We start from the raw sequence: 16,508 nt of genomic DNA on the forward strand, positions 1-16,508 counted from the left end.
GTCGCGAAATGCGTCAGGCGGTGCCGCGCATCCGTGCCTGGTAGTCATGGGCTTGCCAGTCGGCGCGGAACACCCATTGGTCCTGCGGCTGGCGTTCGGCCAGCGCCTCGTCGATCTCGACTTCGTCGAAACCGGCGCGCCGGGCCATCGCGTATTGATCCGCGATCACATGCCCGCGCGCCCGCAGGCGGCCCTTGTATCCCCGCAGGCGCAGCAGCCGCGCCAGGGTAAAGCCGCGCCCATCCGCAAAGCTGGGAAAGTCGATCCGGATCATGCCGGTGTCGTCGTCGAATGCGAGGCTTTCCGGGTCGGTGTCGGACGGCAGGTCCTGGGCCGCCGGGCCGTCGAAGTCGCCGTTCCAGTCCTCGGCGTGAAAGCCGTCGTCGCGCACGATGATCGTCATGCCTTTTCTCCTTGTGTCTCGCCGCCTCTGACGGCGCGGCCATCCACGAAATGGATGCCGCATTCTTCCTTGTCCTGCCCGCGCCAGCGGCCCGAGCGGGGATCCTCGCCCGGCGCGACCTTGGACGTGCAGGGTTGGCAGCCGATCGACGGATACCCCTGCGCCACCAGCGGATGCTTGGGCAGGCGGTTTTCCTCCATGTAGGCGCGCACGTCCTCGGGCGTCCAATGGGCCAGCGGGTTCAGCTTGATCCGGCCCGTGCCGTCTTCAAGCTCGAAGAACTCCAGCGCGGCACGGGTGCCGGACTGGTAGCGCTTGCGCCCGGTGATCCAGCCGTCGTAGCCGTCCAGCGCGGCGTTCAGCGGCTCTGTCTTGCGCAGGGCACAGCAGGCATCGGTGTCCGACATCCGCAGGGCGCCATAGGGATCGCGCTTGTCCAGCGTTGCCCGGTCGGTGCGGATGATCCGCAGGTTCTCCAGCCGCAGCCGTTCCGCGACCTCCTGCTGGTAGGTCAGGGTCTCCGCGAACAAGAGCCGCGTGTCGATGAACAGCACCGGCGTCTTGCGGTCCACCATCGCCACCAGGTGCAACAGGGCCACGGATTCAGCCCCGAAGGAGGACACCAGCGCCAGTTGCCCGGCGTCGGGATCGCTGAGCGCGCCTTCCAGCACCGAGGTGGCGCTGTGGTGGCGATACCGCGCGTTCAGCGCCGCGACCCGTTCGGCGCGGTCGGTCATGTCCTGCCGCGTGCCCTGCGCGGCAGGTCTGGACGGGGTGAAGGCGTTCATGCGCTCAGGCCGCCTCGGACCGCTTGTCGGCCTTCTCGCCGTAGAGCGCCGTCTTGAAGGGCGCCATGCCCAGACGGCGATAGGCCTGCAGGAAGGTTTCTTCGGCGCTGTCGCGGTGGTCGAGATAGGCCTCCACGATGCGTTCGATGGCCGGAACGATTTCCTCGGCTGAAAAGCCGGGGCCGGTGCGGGTGCCCAGGGCGGCGGTTTCGGTGTGGTCGCCGCCAAGGGTGATCTGGTAGTTCTCCACCCCCGCGCGGTCCAGACCCAGGATGCCGATATGGCCGACGTGGTGATGCCCGCAAGCATTGATGCAGCCCGAGATCTTGATCTTCAGGTCGCCGATCTCGTGCTCGATCTTCAACTCGTCGAAGCGCGTGGCGATCTCCTGCGCGATCGGGATCGAACGGGCGGTCGCCAGGGCGCAGTAATCCATGCCGGGGCAGGCGATGATGTCGGACACCAGCCCGATATTGGCGGTGGCCAGCCCGTGCGATTTCAGCCGCGCGTGGATTTCCGGCAGGTCGTCCTTGTGGACATGCGGCAGGATCACGTTCTGCTCATGGCTGATGCGCAGCTCGTCGTGGCCGAACTCCTGCGCGATGTCGGCCATGATGCGCATCTGGTCCGCCGTGGCGTCGCCCGGCGTTTCGCCATGCGCCTTGAGGCTGATCTGCGCGATGGCATAGCCCTCTGCCTGGTGGTCCGACAGGTTGGTGTCGGCCCAGGCGCGAAAGACCGGATCGTTGTCATAGGCGCGGTCAAAGGCCGAAACAGGGCGTTTCGTGAACGAAGGCGCCGCGAAATGAGTCTTGATTGTCTCGAACAGGTCGAGGTCTGCACCGTTGAAGGCGGCCCTGGTCTCGGTGAAGCGCGCCTCGACCAGGCGGCGGATCTCGTCGATGCCGTGCTCGTGCACGGTGATCTTGATGCGTGCCTTGTACTTGTTGTCGCGCCGGCCTAGCAGGTTCCAGACCGAGACGACGGCCTCGACGTAGGGTAGCAGGTCTTCCTGGCGCACGAACTCGTTGATGATCTTGCCGATCATCGGCGTCCGGCCCAGTCCGCCACCGACCAGCACGGCATAGCCGATCTCACCGTCCTTTTCGACGATGCGGATGGCCAGGTCATGCGCGGCGGTCACGGCGCGGTCGTTGGGCGACCCGGTGACGGCGATCTTGAACTTGCGCGGCAGGAACTGGAATTCCGGGTGATCGGTCGACCACTGGCGCAGCAGTTCCGCCACCGGGCGCGGATCGGCGATCTCGTCGGCGGCGGCACCGGCGAAGTGGTCGGCTGTCACGTTGCGGATCGTGTTGCCCGAGGTCTGGATGGCGTGCATCTCGACCTCTGCCAGCGCGTCCAGCATGTCCGGCACATCCTGCAGCTTGGGCCAGTTGTACTGGATGTTCTGCCGCGTGGTGAAATGGCCATACCCCTTGTCCCAGCGCTCGGCGATATAGGCCAGCTGGCGCATCTGGGCGCTGTTCAGGGTGCCATAGGGGATGGCGACGCGCAGCATGTAGGCGTGCAGCTGCAGGTAGAGGCCGTTCATCAGGCGCAGCGGCTTGAACTCGTCCTCGGTCAGCGACCCGTCGATGCGGCGCTCCACCTGGGCGCGGAACTGGCGGTTGCGTTCCGCCACGAAAGCGGAGTCGAAGTCATTGTATGCGTACATCTGTCGTCTCCTTTGCGCCTCGGCGCGTGGGGTCGGAAATTCTTACAGCTCGGCCTGTTTGCCGTGCGCGTAGTTCGAAGGGCCCTTGCGGCGAAAAGCCTCGCGGAAGTGCGTCGGCTCCGGCCCGTTTGCGCCCGGTTCCATGTCGGCGAGGTAGACGCCGACAACCTCCGCGTGCCGCGCGCTGGCCTCGACCAGCCGCAGCTGCGCGTGGGCCTCGTCGGTCAGCAGTTCCGCATCACGCAGGTCCGCGCTCCAGCGGTCGTCGGCGGTCAGATAGACGACGTCGCCAGCGAGGAGGGCGTTTGCGGTGACGACTTTGGGTGTGAACTTGCGGGCCATTGATATGCCTCCTGATCGAAACTTGTGACGGGAAGGCCATCGCGCGGGGCGAGGCCGTAAAGCATGAGGGCGGGGCCGTCGAAGCCGGCCTCCGCGAGGTCGGTCGAAAGCCGGTCGAGCGTGGTGTCCAGCACCCGCTGGTCGGGGCGCGAGGCATTCTCGACCACGGTGACGGGGGTGTTGGGGGCTGCGCCGTGCATCATCAGCCGGCCTTGCAGGAAATGCGCGGGGCGCTTGCCCATGTAGATCGCAGCGACCTCGCCGGGGCGGGCCAGGCTGCGCCAGTCGTGATCGGCAAAGCCCTGCATGTCATGGCCGGTCATCACCCGCGCCGAGGCATTGCGCCCGCGTTTGGTGATCGACTGGCCGATCGAGGCGACAGCGGCAGAGGCGGCGGTGATGCCGGGCACCACGTCATAGGAGAGACCCGCGGCCAGAACTGCCTCGATTTCCTCGTCCAGGCGACCGAAAACGGTGCAGTCACCGCCCTTGAGCCGAACCACCTGCGCGCCTTCGAGGCCGTGCTTGACGATCAGCGCGTCGATGTCTTCCTGCCGGGTGGACGGGCCGAAACCGGTCTTGCCCACGTCGATCATGGTGGCCTCGCGGCGGGCCAGTTCCAGGATCGGTTGCGGCACCAGCCGGTCGTGGATCACCACGTCGGCGGCGTCCAACGCCTTGCGCGCCTTCAGCGTCAGCAGGTCCGGGTCGCCGGGACCGGCACCGACAAAGGAGATGTGGCCGGGGCGCTGATCGCGCTCAAGGTGGCGGGCCAGAAGGTCGTCCAGAGCCTGGCCAACGGCCTCTTCGCCCTGCGTGATCGCGCGGGGGCCTGCGTTGAAATAGTAGTCCTGCCAGAAGTCGCGGCGTGCGCGGCCAAAGGGCAGGGCCTCTGCCATTTTGCGGAACGTCTTGCCGATGCGCGCCAGCGTGCCCAGCGTAGCGGGCAGGCGCTCTTCGAGGTCGGCCTTGATCGCGCGGGCCAGCACCGGGGCCGCGCCCTCTGTCCCGATGGCCACGGTCACCGGATCGCGGTCGACGATGGCGGGGGTGATGAACTGGCTGTCCTGCAGGTTGTCGACGACATTGACCAGCGCGCCCTCGGATCGGGCCAGCGCGGCTGTGCGCGCGTCCTCGACCGCATCCTCGTTGGCGCCGTAGAACAGGACGGCGCAAAGCGTGTCGCCCGGTTCCAGCGCACGGGGCACCAGGGTCAGGACACCTTCGGCGGCCCAGGTGATGATCTGACGGGCGGGATGGGCGGCAAAGACGGTGATCTGCGCCTCTGTCTTGAGGAGCAGGCGCAGCTTGGCCAAAGCGGCATCGCCGCCGCCGGAAACAATCACCCGCCGCCCGGCGAGATCGAGAAAGATCGGGAAGTGCTGCACTTCGGAACTCCTTGCGTCTGCCCTTGATAATAGGAAATTGTCCCCCGTTTTGCCTATGGGGCTGGGAAAGTAAGAACGTTTGTTCTACAAGGTCAATGTCGGTGGAGGAATGTTCCAATACTGGCCGAGAGGGAGAACAGCCGTGAAGATCGACGACACGGATCGGAAAATTCTTGCGGAACTGCAACGCGATGCAGGGCAGTCGCTGGACGAGATCGCCAAGAAAGTGGGCTCTTCCAAGACCCCTGTCTGGAACCGGATTCGCAAGTTGCGCGAGGGTGGGGTGCTGGGTCAGCAGACCGTTGTGCTGGACGCCGAAAAGCTGGGGTTCGAGGCGACGTTCTTCGTCCTGATCCGCACGTCCGAGCACGAGGCGGACTGGCAGGCAAAGTTCCTCAAGGCCCTGCGCGAACGCCCCGAGGTGCAAGAGGCGCACAGGCTGGCGGGCGACATCGACTATATCCTGAAGGTGCGGGTGAAGAATGCCCGCGCCTATGACGTATTCTACCAGGCGCTGATTTCAGAGGTGAAGGTGCACAACGTCACCGCGCTCTTGTCGATGGAAGAGATCAAGGCGACGACGGCGTTGCCCTTGTGACCACGGGCACTTGGCCCGTGTCACGATGTGCTGACCCGCAGACGTTCCAACCCGTGAAAATGATAGAGGTTGGCGTACTGCGGCGGTTCGGCCAGGCGCAGGGCGGGCAGGCGCTCGAACAGGATCGGCAGGGCGATCTGCAGCTCCAGCCGGGCCAGCGGCGCGCCGACACAGAAATGCAGACCGGCGCCGAAACTGGTGTTGGCGCTGATCGGGCGCGCTGGATCAAAACGCGCCGGGTCGGGCCAGACCCCGAGGTCGCGGTTGGCGGCGCCCAGCAACAGCGCCACCTGGTCTCCGCGCCGGAAGCGATGCCCGAAAACCTCCACCTCTTCATAGGCGTAGCGCGTGAACATGTGCAGCGGCGGGTCAAAACGCAGGATCTCTTCGACCGTGGTGTCGGCTGACGCCCGCGTGATACCCAGCCCGCGGTCCAACAGGCACTTGATCCCGTTGCCAAGCGTGTGCACCGTCGCCTCGTGGCCCGCGTTCAACAGCAGGATGCAGGTGGTGATCAGTTCCTCGGTCGAGAGCTTCTCGCCATCCTCCTCGGCGGCAATCAGATGCGTGATCAGGTCATCGCCGGGCTGGCTGCGCCGGGTTTCGACATAGCCCTTGAGGAAATCCGAGAACTCCTGCGCCGCGCGCGCGGCACCATCCTCGATCGCGCGGTCGCGGCGGGCCTGGTACATGGCGACCATCGCGTTCGACCAGGCCAGCAGTTGATCCGCCTGGGCCTCCGGCACCCCCAGCAGGCGGCAGATCACGATGACCGGCAGCGGCTGGCAAAAGCCCGTCAGCAGGTCGCAGTCACCCTCGGGCAGGCGGTCGATCAGGTCATTGGACAATTGCGCGATTTCTGGCCCCAGCGCCTTGATCCGGCGCGAGGTGAAGGCGCGCAGCACCAACCCGCGCAAACGGGTGTGGCGCGGCGGTTCCAGTTCCAGCATGGAATGCGCCTCGACCGCGTAGAAGGGCGCGAGATGCGGCGGGATCGCGGGGGCCTGTTCCGGCGGGATCTCTCGCCCGAAACGGCGGTCGCGCAGGAGCGCGCTGACCGCCCGGTGCGAGACCGCGCAGGGCATCGCGTAGTCCTCCCACCAGGCCAGATCGCCTGCACCGCGCAGGCGTTCGTAGAACGGGTAGGGGTCCTGGACGAATCCGGCGTCGGTCGGGTCTTGGGAAAAGCGTTGCATGGCGGGATGCTTGGCCCGTCTTGGCAGCACTGGCAAGAGGGGTCTATGATCGTTGGCCATGAGAGACAGACCCACAGCACGCGCGCCCATCGTCGGGCTTTTCCTGGCCGCGGTCGCTGGACTGGGCTGGATCGTCTGGACAACCAGCTACGCCGAGGCCCTGCGCCAGGTCGAGGCACAGGGCCGGTCTGACCTGAGACTGGCCGCCGACCGGCTGGTGACCGGGTTGCAACGCTACCGGTCACTTGCGGTGTCGCTCGCCGATCATCCTGCGCTGACCGCGCTGCATGCAGATGGGGACCGGGCCGCGGCAGAGGCGGTTTTGTTGCGCAACCTGGACCAGACCGGCGCGCTCAATGCCTTTTACGCCGACCGCAATGGGCGCGTTCTGGCCTCTGCCCAGGGCGAAGTGCCTGTCGATCTGGCGGCGCAGCCCTGGTTCTTGCGGGCGGTGAACGGCGCGCTGGGGGCAGACCGGGGCATCAGCGCAGCCGCCGCACGGCGGGCCTATTTCCACGGTGTCCCGAGTTTTGGTCCGGACGGCAAGGTGCGGGGTGTGCTGGTCCTCGTGGCCGACATCGAGGCGCTGGAATGGGAGTGGAGCGGTTCGCGCCCCTCGGTCTTCTTTACCGACGCGTTGAACCAGGTCTTCGTCACCAACCGGTCCGAACTGCTGTTCTGGCAGCGCACCGACCGGGCGATGATCGGTCCCGGGGGCGAGGTCGTCGATGTCCATGCGCGTATGGTCGGCGAACACGAGGTTTGGCACCAACTTCTCAGCCCCTATGTCCCGCGTGCGGCCCTGCACCTTGTCCAGCCGCTGCCTGTGATCGGCCTGACCGGCGAGGCACTGGTGGACGTCGGACCAGCGCGGCGGCTGGCCTGGTTGCAGACCGCCGTGGTGGCGGTGCTCTGCCTCTTCTTCGGCTCGCTGCTGTTCCTGGCAACAGAGCGGCGGCGCGCGCTCAGCATCGCCAATGCACGGCTGGAAGGCCGGGTCAGGGACCGGACGCAGGACCTGGAACAGGCGAACATGGCGCTGCGGCGCGAGGTATCGGAACGAGAAGAGGCTGAGGCCGCGCTGCGCCGGGCACAGGCGGAACTGGTGGAGGCAGGCAAGTTGAGCGCCCTGGGCCAGATGTCGGCAGGCATCAGCCACGAGCTGAACCAGCCGCTGATGGCGATCGGGCAATTCGCCGAAAACGGCGCCGCCTTCCTGGACAAGGGCAAGCCGGAGAAGGCGCGGGCCAACCTCGACCGGATCGCCGGGCTGGCGGCGCGGGCGGCACGGATCATCAAGAACCTGCGCGCCTTTGCCCGCAACGAGGCAGAGCCGATGGGCAAGGTCGACGTGGTGGCGGTGCTGTCCTCGGCGGTGGAGATGACAGAGGCGCGGTTGAAATCCGACGGCGTGACGCTGCATTGGAACCCGGCATCCTGGCCCGCGCCGATCTGGGTCATGGGCGGCGAGGTGCGCCTGGGTCAGGTCTTCGTCAACCTCATCAACAATGCGGCCGATGCCATGTCGGGGCAGGAGGTCAAGGTGATCGAGATCACGCTGGTGCTGGGCGACAGGTTGGTGGTGCGGGTGCAGGACAGCGGGCCGGGCATCGCCGATCCGGACAAGGTGTTCGAGCCGTTCTATTCGACCAAGCAAGTGGGCGACGGCATGGGGCTGGGCCTGTCTATTTCCTACGGTCTGGTGCAGAGTTTCGGCGGCCGCATCCGCGGCGCCAACACGGAAGCCGGGGCGCTGTTCACGGTCGAGCTGGATTACTGGCGGGCGGAGATGGCCGCGTGAGGACGATGGACGACGCTTGTCCCGCCCACCGTCCCTTGGGAGGCCGGACATGATGGTCAGCCGCGTGCTGCTGGTCGATGACGACGCCTCGGTTCGCGAGGCGCTGGGGCAGTCCCTGGAACTGGCGGATTTCGACACGCTGACCGCCGGGTCTTTTGTCGAGGCCAAGGACCGGATCCGTCCAGATTTCGACGGGGTGATCGTCTCGGACATCCGGATGCCGGGGCGGGACGGCTTTCACCTGCTGGACTATGCGCACCAGCAGGACCCGGAACTGCCGGTCATCCTGCTGACTGGCGAGGGCGACATTCCGATGGCGGTGCGGGCCATGTCGCAGGGGGCCTTCGACTTTCTGGAAAAACCCTGCAGCCCGGCGGATTTCACGGCCGTTGTGCGCCGGGCCCTGAAGACGCGCGGCCTGGTGCTGGAAAACCGGCGGCTGAAGGCCCAACTGGAAACCGGCGATCCGGCTGCGCGGCTGATTTTCGGCATTTCACCTGCGGCGGAACGCTTGCGCGCCCGCGTGCGCATGGCCGCGCGCGCCGGGACAGAGGCCCTTGTGACAGGTGCGCCCGGCACCGGCATTTCCAAGGTTGCCGAGGTCATTCACCTGGCCTCGCCCCGTGCCAAGGCACCGTTCCAGAAACGCGCCGCATCGGGGCTGGACCGGGCCGAACTGCAGGCCCTCTGGCAAAGTTGCGCCGGTGGGTCGCTGTTCCTCGACGGGATCGGCGGGCTCAGCCAGGATACGCAACTGGCCCTGATCGACCTCATGGAACAGGGCGACACGGTCCTGATCGGGGGCAGCACGCAGGACTTGTCAGTAGCGGCGGAAAAGGGCGAGATGTCCAGTGACCTCTACTACCGGCTCGAGGTCTGCCAGGTCCGTATTCCTTCGTTGTCGGAACGCCCCGAGGACATCCCGGTGTTGTTCCGTCACTATGTCGCCCAGGCCGCCGAACAGGCCGGCCTTGCGCCGCCGGAGATTACCGAGGACCTGATCTCCAGCCTGATGGCGCAGGACTGGCCGGGCAACGCCCGCTCACTGATGAGCACGGCCATGCGCTTTGTGCTGGGATTAGGCGACGTTGCCGCGCCGGAGGGCAGCCTGGGGCTGGCCGAGCGCATGGCTCAGGTCGAGCGATCCCTCCTGATCGAGGCGCTGCGCAAGAACGAGGGGCAGGCGCGGCTGGCCGCCGAGGCATTGAAGCTGCCGCGCAAGACCTTTTACGACAAGCTGGCGAAATACGGGCTGAAACCCGAGACCTATCGCGCCTGATGGCGAGTCGCGCCGAAGGGCAGGGGGATTCGCAATCTGCCCGGCAACTGTGCGGATTTCCGCACAGCGAGCGGAAACAGCTGTGCGGAGAATCGCACGACTCGCGGCGCCAAGACACCGGTCGCGCGAGGAATTCCATCGTAACGATATGATTTTGTTTCAGAAAAGTGGCGCGAAAGAGTTTCCGGTCACGCGCTCTTGATCCGATTCGGAACAGGCGGCTTTCTATGCGGCATCCGGCGCCTCGAGGAGGGGCGCCGCGAAACTTGCAAAACGTATCTGGGAGGATACCCATGAAAAAGTTTCTGATGACCGCCGCGGCGGCAGCCCTTGTCGTGACCGGTGCCACCGGCGCCCAGGCCGCCTGCGACGAGGGTGAGCTTGTCATCAAGTTCAGCCATGTCACCAACACCGACCGTCACCCCAAGGGCATCGCCGCCACCCTGCTGGCCGAGCGCGTGAACGCCGAGATGGACGGCAAGGCCTGCATGGAGGTCTTCCCGAACTCGACCCTCTACAACGATGACCAGGTGCTGGAGGCGATGCTGCAGGGCGACGTCCAGCTGGCCGCGCCCTCGCTGTCGAAATTCGAGCAGTTCACCAAGCAGTTCCGCATCTTCGACCTGCCGTTCATGTTCAAGAACATCGAGGCCGTCGACGGGTTCCAGAACTCCGACACCGGTCAGAAGATGAAGGAATCGATGACCCGTCGCGGTCTGCTGGGCCTGGCCTTCTGGCACAACGGTATGAAACAGATGTCGGCCAACAAACCGCTGGTTGATCCGGGTGATGCCGAGGGGCTGAAGTTCCGCGTGCAGAACTCCGAAGTGCTCAAGGCGCAGATGGCGGCCCTGGGCGGCAGCCCGCAGCCGATGGCCTTTTCCGAGGTCTACGGTGCGCTGCAGACCGGCGTCGTCGACGGACAGGAAAACACCTGGTCCAACATCTACGGCCAGAAGTTCTTCGAGGTGCAGGACGGCATCACCGAGACCAACCACGGTGTGATCGACTACCTGGTCGTGACCAACGTGGACTGGTGGGAAGGCCTGGACGCGGACGTGCGTGACCAGCTGGCGACCATCATCGCCGAGGTGACCGAGACCCGCAACGCTGAGAGCTTCAAGGTTAACCAGGAAGCCAAGCAGGCCATCATCGACGCGGGCGGCACCGTGCGCGAACTGACGCCTGAGCAGCGCGCGGCCTGGGTCGACACCATGAAGCCGGTCTGGGACGAGTTCGTGAAGGACGTGGGCCAGGACAACATCGACGCAGCACAGGCCATCAACAACGGCATGTAATGGCCTGAGCGCCGAATGCCCGGCCCCCGTGATAGTATGGGGGCCGGTTTTTTTGTACCCGAAACCGGGGCAAGGAGGGGGACCATGTCATCTCATAATCCGCCGAACGGGATGTTCGGACGTTTCATCGACGAACTGGAAGAGACGGTGATCGCGCTCATCCTTGGCGCGATGACGATCATCACGTTCATCAACGTCGTGCTGCGCTACGGCGTGAACAGCAGCTTCGGTCGCTGGCTCGAGGACCTGCTGGGCGTCGACCTGCCCGGTGGCCTGATCTGGGGGCTGGAGGCGACCTCGTTCCTCTTTGCATGGCTGGTGCTGTTCGGGGTCAGCTACGCGGTCAAGAAGACCGCCAACCTGGGCGTGGACGCGGTGCTGAACGTGGTTTCCGCCCCGACACGCAAGGTCATGACCCTGATCGCGGCGGCGGTCTGCATCGGCTATGCCTTCCTGCTGCTCAAGGGCGCCTGGGACTACTGGGCCAACTTTGCCAACCTGCCGCAGACCACGGGCCGCTGGTTCCCCACCGGGTTCGAGGAGATGGGCCGTACCTCTTACCGCTCCTGGTACGAGGTGATCGACATCCCGATGCCCGAGTGGCTGCGCTTTATCGAACCCTGGATCAACGAGGGCGAAGCCTATGAAAAGATCCCGCGGTTCATCCCCTACGTCATCCTGCCCTTCGGCGCGCTGCTGCTGTTTTTCCGGTTCATCCAGGCCACCGTCCGCATCTGGCGCGGCGAAGCCGAGAGCCTGATCGTCAGCCACGAAGCCGAAGACGCGGTCGAAGACGTCGCGCACATGAACAAGGACTGATCCGATGGATGTTGTCATTCTCTTTGGCATGGTGATCGGCCTGATGCTGATCGGTGTGCCGATTGCCGTCTCGCTCGGGTTTTCCTCGATCGTCTTCCTGCTGGTGCTCAGCGACACCTCGCTGGCCTCGATCGCGCAGAGCTTTTTCCAGGCGATGGCCGGGCACTACACGCTCCTGGCGATCCCCTTCTTCATCCTGGCGTCCAGCTTCATGTCGACAGGCGGCGTGGCGCAGCGGATCATCCGCTTTTCCATCGCCTGCGTCGGGCACCTGCCGGGCGGTCTTGCCATCGCCGGCGTCTTTGCCTGCATGCTCTTCGCGGCGCTTTCCGGGTCCTCTCCGGCAACGGTGGTCGCCATTGGGTCCATCGTGATCGCCGGGATGCGGCAGGTGGGGTATTCCAAGGATTTCGCCGCCGGTGTCATCGCCAATGCGGGCACCCTGGGCATCCTGATCCCGCCGTCGATCGTCATGGTCGTCTATGCGTCGGCCACCGATGTTTCCGTGGGCCGCATGTTCCTGGCAGGGGTCATCCCCGGCTTGATGGCGGGCACCATGCTGATGGCCACCATCCTGATCATCGCCATCATGCGCGACCTGCCCAAGGGCGAATGGAAAGGCTGGGGCGAAGTGGCCGAGGCCGGGGGCGATGCGCTCTGGGGGCTCTTGCTGATCGTGATCATCCTGGGCGGCATCTATGGCGGCATCTTCACACCGACAGAGGCAGCGGCGGTCGCGGCGGTCTATGCCTTCATCATCGCCACCTTCGTCTATCGCGACATGGGGCCGCTTGCGAACAAGGAAGGTGGGCCGAACACGCCGCTGATCCGCAAGCCCATCGCCCTGGTCACCGCCTTCTTCCACAAGGACACAAAGGACACGCTGTTCGAGGCGGGCAAGCTGACGGTCACGCTGATGTTCATCATCGCCAACGCGCTGATCCTGAAACACGTCCTGACCGACGAACAGATCCCGCAGCAGATCGCCTCGGCCATGCTGGATGCAGGCTTTGGCCCGATCATGTTCCTGGTGATCGTCAACGTGATCCTGCTGATCGGCGGTCAGTTCATGGAGCCTTCGGGCCTCCTGGTGATCGTCGCGCCGCTGGTCTTCCCGATTGCGCTGCAACTGGGGATCGACCCGATCCACCTGGGCATCATCATGGTGGTGAACATGGAAATCGGGATGATCACGCCTCCCGTCGGTCTGAACCTCTTCGTGACCTCCGGCGTGGCGGGCATGCCGATGATGCGGGTCGTCAAGGCGGCGCTGCCCTTCCTGGCCGTGCTCTTCGTCTTCCTGATCATGGTGACCTATATCCCGATCATCTCGACGGTCTTGCCGGACAACGTGATGGGGCCGCAGATCAACTGCGCGGGTGCACCACCCACAAACCAGCTCGAGGCCGCCTTCTGCGAGGCCCGCACAGCGGAATAAGCAAAAGGGCCGGGAAACCGGCCCTTTTTTCTTGTCTCGGGGATGGCTGGCGCGTCCTATGCCTCCATCGGGGCGGCGTTCAGCGCCTCGATGATGGGCAGGAAATCCGCAGCCTTGAGGCTGGCCCCGCCGACAAGCGCGCCGTCGACATTAGGGACGGCAAAGATCTCGGCGGCATTGCCGGGTTTGACGGAACCACCGTAGAGCAGGCGGGTCGACCGTCCCACCCCGGCGCCAAAGCGGCGCTCCAGACGGGCGCGGATGAAACCGTGGACCTCGCCGATCTGTTCCATCGTCGGCACCTTGCCGGTGCCGATGGCCCAGACAGGTTCATAGGCCACCACCAGCCGGTGCGCGGTGGCGCCGTCGGGGATCGAGGCGGCCAACTGCCCGCCGATGATGTCCAGCGTGTTGTTGGCCTCGCGCTGGTCCAGTGTCTCGCCGACGCAGACCACGGCGGTCAGGTTCGCGTCCCAGGCGGCGCGGGTCTTTTCCCGGATCAACTGGTCATCCTCACCATGATCGGCGCGGCGCTCGGAATGGCCGAGGATGACATAGCTTGCGCCCGCATCCGCCAGCATCGGCGCCGAGAGATCGCCGGTATGGGCACCCGAGGCCGCAGGGTGGCAATCCTGGCCGCCGATGGCGATGCCCTTTGCGGTCTGGGCCGCCGCCGCGATCAGGGTCGCGGGCGGGCAGACCAGGATTTCGGCCGCGCCCTCGGCGGCGGCACCCATCGCCGCCAGTTCGTCCAGCGCGGCGCGCGTTCCGTTCATCTTCCAGTTGCCCGCGGCCAGTTTGCGTCGCATATGCCTCTCCTTTTTGCGGGGCCAAGTGTCACCGGGCGCGGCGCGACGTCAAGCCCGCTTGCGGCGCGCGCGACCTCGTGACAAAGGGCGACCAAAGGGAGAGGCGGATGATCCCCAGACTGGATGCGGCAAAGATCGCGGCGCGGGACGCCGAAACACTGGCGGCGCTGAAGATCGGGGCCGAGGAAAGCGGCTTTCTGACCGTCTTCAACACCGGCATTTCCCCGGCGCGGATGCGGTTTGTACTCGCGGCCTACCGGGCCTTTTTCGACCTGCCGGAGGCCGAGAAACGCGCGGTGGACATGGCGGCGACCGGGTCGAACCGCGGCTGGGGCGCCTCGCAGAGCGAGCAAGTCGACCCCGAGGCCAACCCGGATTACAAGCAGGTCTTCGACTGTGGTTTCGAGGCGCCGGACACCGGCCTGTCGGTCTATGCGGCGAACCTCTGGCCCGAGCGCCCGGACGGGTTCCGCCAGGTGATCGAAGCCTATTACCGCGATGCAATGGCGGTTGCGATGGACCTGTTGCGGGGGATCGCCGAGGCGATTGGCGAAGACCGGGGCTTTTTCGACGACAAGTTCGCCCGGCCGATGGCCTTGCTTCGGGGCAACTACTATCCGCCGCGCCCGGGGTGGGCCGGCGAAAAGGACTTCGGCATCGGGGCGCATACGGATTACGGTTGTCTGACCCTGCTGGGGACGGACGGGGTGCCCGGGCTGGAGGTGCTGACACCGGAAGACGACTGGCTGCCGGTGCGGGCCGATCCGGGGGAGTTCATCATCAATTTCGGAGAGATGCTGGAAATCTGGACCGGCGGGCGGGTCAAGGCGACGCTGCACCGGGTGCGGGGATCGGCGGAGGAGCGGATCTCGGTGCCGCTGTTCTTCAACCCTGACTGGGAGACCAACGTGGCGCCGATCGGGTCCGGGGAGGCGGTTTCGGCTGGCGCGCACCTGGAACGGCGGTTCAGCGAAACATACCTGCACCTGAAGACGGGGTGAGACGGGGCGCCGGTACGGGCCTGGGAACTTGGGCGTCAGAGGTGGTTCAGCGCCTCACGGGCCAGGGCGACGGCCTCTTCCGGATCGTCCAGAGCGGCGCCGGGCAGGCTCCAGTAGGGCATGGCCGCGCTTTGTCCCGTCTTGCGGGTATAGGTCCAGCGCGTGCAGCCCATGTCCTCAAGCCGATCGACGAAGCCGCCCGCGCCTTTGAGAAAGATACCACCCTCGGGGTGCAGGATCGCAAAGATCGTGCCCTGATGGTACAGGCACAGCCCGCCCATCATGCGCCGGGTGGTGATGTCTCCGAGGCCGGAAAAGAGATCGCGGGCAAAGGCGATCTCTTCGGCCGAGATGCTCACCCCTGGCTGCCCTGGTCGGCCGAGAGTTCCTCGACATCCTTGAACTTGATGGATTCGCCGCAGCCGCAGGCGTCCACCACGTTGGGATTGCGGAATTTGAAGCCGGATTCGAGCAGCGATGTCTCGTAGTCGATTTCCGTGCCGAAGAGGAACATCTGCGCCATCGGCGCGATCAGGACGCGTGCGCCGTCCTGTTCCACCACTTCGTCGTTGGCCTCGGAACCGTCGACGTAGTCCATCGTGTATTCCATGCCCGCGCAGCCGCCTTTCTTGACGCCGATGCGCAGCGCATAGCGACCGTCCCGCTCCATCAGCTTGCGGATCTGGGTCACGGCGGTGGGGGTGATCGTCACGGGGGACTGACCGGGTATGCCAAACATGTGTGAAACCTCACTTTCAAACCAAGATTTAAGGGAGCGGCTGCGTCTACTCAAGAGGAAGGCGGCGCGCGCTGTTGTCGCCGGGTGTTTCAGAACGCGGATCGGGCTTGAGATGAAACGATTTTTCGGGGTGCTGGCCAGTGTCATGACCGTCATTTCAGGCGGTTTGTCCAGCACCGGGGAGGCGCCGGTTGATGTCTGTGCCGTCTTTTTCGACTGGCAGTAGCCTTATTTCGACGCTTTCGGCGTGGCGCCGACCGATGTGCCGCATCCCGTCGAAAGCAGGTGGATCGGGCAACCGCACGGAAAATTCGTCGGGTCGGATGACAGGCTGTTCGAAACGGAGCTGGTCCAGGCAGGGTTCGGCAGCGATGCCCATGCCTTTGAGAAGGCCAATCCCGGTGCCTGGGATCGGGTTGTGCAGTGCATCGACGACAGGTTCAGGGCCGCGCCCGAGGCGGTGCGCCGCAGTCATCACCGGCGACTGGAGATGTTGAGGGCGCACGGGCGCCGCATGGAGAAAAACACGACACTGCCTCGCGCCGATGCCTATGGAATGCCCTTGATGCCGCCCATGTCGGAGCTGCGGCAGCGGGCGTCGACGGTGCTCTACTACCGGATGCAGCTGGACGCCTGGCGCGAGGACTTGCAAGCCGAGGTCGCCGGGATGAAGGCCGCTCGGGACAGTGAGATTGCGGGGCTTTACGAGGCTCTCGTCGGCGTGCAACCGCAACCCTTGTCGCCCTACCGCATGCGCATCGTGACCGCGCGGTTTGTGACAGAGCCAATGGCCTACCTGCGCAACATCGTTCTTGCGGAAATGGCCAGGGCTCAGGGCGCAGCGCTGGCAGGGAGCCCGGTTCTGCCGCCAACCTGTATCGGACCCTTCGTGGACCTGGAGTTCCGCCGCGACTGACGGGGGCTGTATCTG

17 protein-coding genes are annotated in these 16,508 nt (G+C 65.4%); 8 read left to right on the plus strand and 9 right to left on the minus strand.

Features of this window, described 5'->3' with window-relative positions:
- Positions 1 to 13 precede the first annotated feature (13 nt).
- Genes BLQ71_RS04935 through cysG form a run of 5 tightly spaced genes read right to left on the minus strand, consistent with a single transcriptional unit; the run spans position 14 to position 4,599 of the window.
- Complete coding sequence (locus BLQ71_RS04935) at positions 14 to 403, minus strand: DUF934 domain-containing protein (RefSeq protein ID WP_074620911.1); 390 nt, start codon at positions 401 to 403, stop codon at positions 14 to 16.
- Positions 400 to 1,140, minus strand: coding sequence for a phosphoadenylyl-sulfate reductase (locus BLQ71_RS04940; RefSeq protein ID WP_229754816.1), 741 nt, complete (start codon positions 1,138 to 1,140; stop codon positions 400 to 402). Before BLQ71_RS04940 ends, BLQ71_RS04935 begins: the two co-directional genes overlap by 4 nt.
- Positions 1,141 to 1,195: 55 nt before the next feature.
- The gene (locus BLQ71_RS04945; protein ID WP_074620912.1) at positions 1,196 to 2,869 is read right to left on the minus strand and encodes a nitrite/sulfite reductase; all 1,674 of its coding nucleotides are present in this window, start codon (positions 2,867 to 2,869) and stop codon (positions 1,196 to 1,198) included.
- A 42-nt stretch (positions 2,870 to 2,911) separates the two neighbouring features.
- Positions 2,912 to 3,211: a DUF2849 domain-containing protein gene (locus tag BLQ71_RS04950; protein ID WP_069211627.1), complete on the minus strand. Its 300-nt coding sequence runs from the start codon at positions 3,209 to 3,211 to the stop codon at positions 2,912 to 2,914.
- Positions 3,142 to 4,599, minus strand: coding sequence for a siroheme synthase CysG (gene cysG, locus BLQ71_RS04955; protein WP_074620913.1), 1,458 nt, complete (start codon positions 4,597 to 4,599; stop codon positions 3,142 to 3,144). The genes BLQ71_RS04950 and cysG overlap by 70 nt, the downstream gene beginning before the upstream one ends.
- A 109-nt stretch (positions 4,600 to 4,708) precedes the next feature.
- Here cysG and BLQ71_RS04960 point away from each other — a divergent pair, with 109 nt between their 5' ends.
- Positions 4,709 to 5,197 (plus strand): Lrp/AsnC family transcriptional regulator, encoded by a 489-nt coding sequence (locus tag BLQ71_RS04960; protein WP_043145361.1) that lies wholly within the window; start codon positions 4,709 to 4,711, stop codon positions 5,195 to 5,197.
- A gap of 20 nt (positions 5,198 to 5,217) precedes the next feature.
- On the opposite strand, the gene BLQ71_RS04965 is transcribed toward BLQ71_RS04960, so the two are convergent.
- Complete coding sequence (locus tag BLQ71_RS04965; RefSeq protein ID WP_074620914.1) at positions 5,218 to 6,393, minus strand: cytochrome P450; 1,176 nt, start codon at positions 6,391 to 6,393, stop codon at positions 5,218 to 5,220.
- 58 nt (positions 6,394 to 6,451) lie between these two features.
- Here BLQ71_RS04965 and BLQ71_RS04970 point away from each other — a divergent pair, with 58 nt between their 5' ends.
- From BLQ71_RS04970 to BLQ71_RS04990, 5 genes are all read left to right on the plus strand, one after another.
- On the plus strand, positions 6,452 to 8,194 hold the full coding sequence (locus tag BLQ71_RS04970) for a sensor histidine kinase (RefSeq protein ID WP_074620915.1): 1,743 nt from the start codon (positions 6,452 to 6,454) through the stop codon (positions 8,192 to 8,194).
- Positions 8,195 to 8,246: 52 nt separating this feature from the next.
- The gene (locus BLQ71_RS04975) at positions 8,247 to 9,473 is read left to right on the plus strand and encodes a sigma-54-dependent transcriptional regulator (protein WP_043145359.1); all 1,227 of its coding nucleotides are present in this window, start codon (positions 8,247 to 8,249) and stop codon (positions 9,471 to 9,473) included.
- Between the two features lie 293 nt (positions 9,474 to 9,766).
- On the plus strand, positions 9,767 to 10,771 hold the full coding sequence (locus tag BLQ71_RS04980; RefSeq protein WP_043145222.1) for a DctP family TRAP transporter solute-binding subunit: 1,005 nt from the start codon (positions 9,767 to 9,769) through the stop codon (positions 10,769 to 10,771).
- Positions 10,772 to 10,855: 84 nt separating this feature from the next.
- The gene (locus BLQ71_RS04985) at positions 10,856 to 11,590 is read left to right on the plus strand and encodes a TRAP transporter small permease (RefSeq protein ID WP_074620916.1); all 735 of its coding nucleotides are present in this window, start codon (positions 10,856 to 10,858) and stop codon (positions 11,588 to 11,590) included.
- A gap of 4 nt (positions 11,591 to 11,594) precedes the next feature.
- Positions 11,595 to 13,028, plus strand: coding sequence for a TRAP transporter large permease (locus BLQ71_RS04990; protein WP_074620917.1), 1,434 nt, complete (start codon positions 11,595 to 11,597; stop codon positions 13,026 to 13,028).
- A 56-nt stretch (positions 13,029 to 13,084) separates the two neighbouring features.
- On the opposite strand, the gene tpiA is transcribed toward BLQ71_RS04990, so the two are convergent.
- Positions 13,085 to 13,837 (minus strand): triose-phosphate isomerase, encoded by a 753-nt coding sequence (gene tpiA, locus BLQ71_RS04995; protein WP_074620918.1) that lies wholly within the window; start codon positions 13,835 to 13,837, stop codon positions 13,085 to 13,087.
- A 107-nt stretch (positions 13,838 to 13,944) separates the two neighbouring features.
- Between tpiA and BLQ71_RS05000 the strand changes: the two genes are divergently transcribed.
- Positions 13,945 to 14,838, plus strand: coding sequence for an isopenicillin N synthase family dioxygenase (locus BLQ71_RS05000; RefSeq protein ID WP_069211634.1), 894 nt, complete (start codon positions 13,945 to 13,947; stop codon positions 14,836 to 14,838).
- A gap of 35 nt (positions 14,839 to 14,873) precedes the next feature.
- On the opposite strand, the gene BLQ71_RS05005 is transcribed toward BLQ71_RS05000, so the two are convergent.
- Positions 14,874 to 15,197, minus strand: a complete 324-nt coding sequence (locus BLQ71_RS05005) for a TfoX/Sxy family protein (protein WP_074620919.1) — start codon at positions 15,195 to 15,197, stop codon at positions 14,874 to 14,876.
- Positions 15,194 to 15,577 (minus strand): HesB/IscA family protein, encoded by a 384-nt coding sequence (locus BLQ71_RS05010; RefSeq protein WP_043145215.1) that lies wholly within the window; start codon positions 15,575 to 15,577, stop codon positions 15,194 to 15,196. Before BLQ71_RS05010 ends, BLQ71_RS05005 begins: the two co-directional genes overlap by 4 nt.
- A gap of 247 nt (positions 15,578 to 15,824) precedes the next feature.
- On the opposite strand from BLQ71_RS05010, the gene BLQ71_RS05015 reads away from it, so the two are divergent.
- Positions 15,825 to 16,493, plus strand: coding sequence for a hypothetical protein (locus BLQ71_RS05015; protein ID WP_074620920.1), 669 nt, complete (start codon positions 15,825 to 15,827; stop codon positions 16,491 to 16,493).
- Positions 16,494 to 16,508: the final 15 nt, after the last annotated feature.

The sequence above is a fragment of the Antarctobacter albus genome (genome assembly GCF_900101505.1).
Taxonomy (GTDB): domain Bacteria; phylum Pseudomonadota; class Alphaproteobacteria; order Rhodobacterales; family Rhodobacteraceae; genus Antarctobacter; species Antarctobacter albus.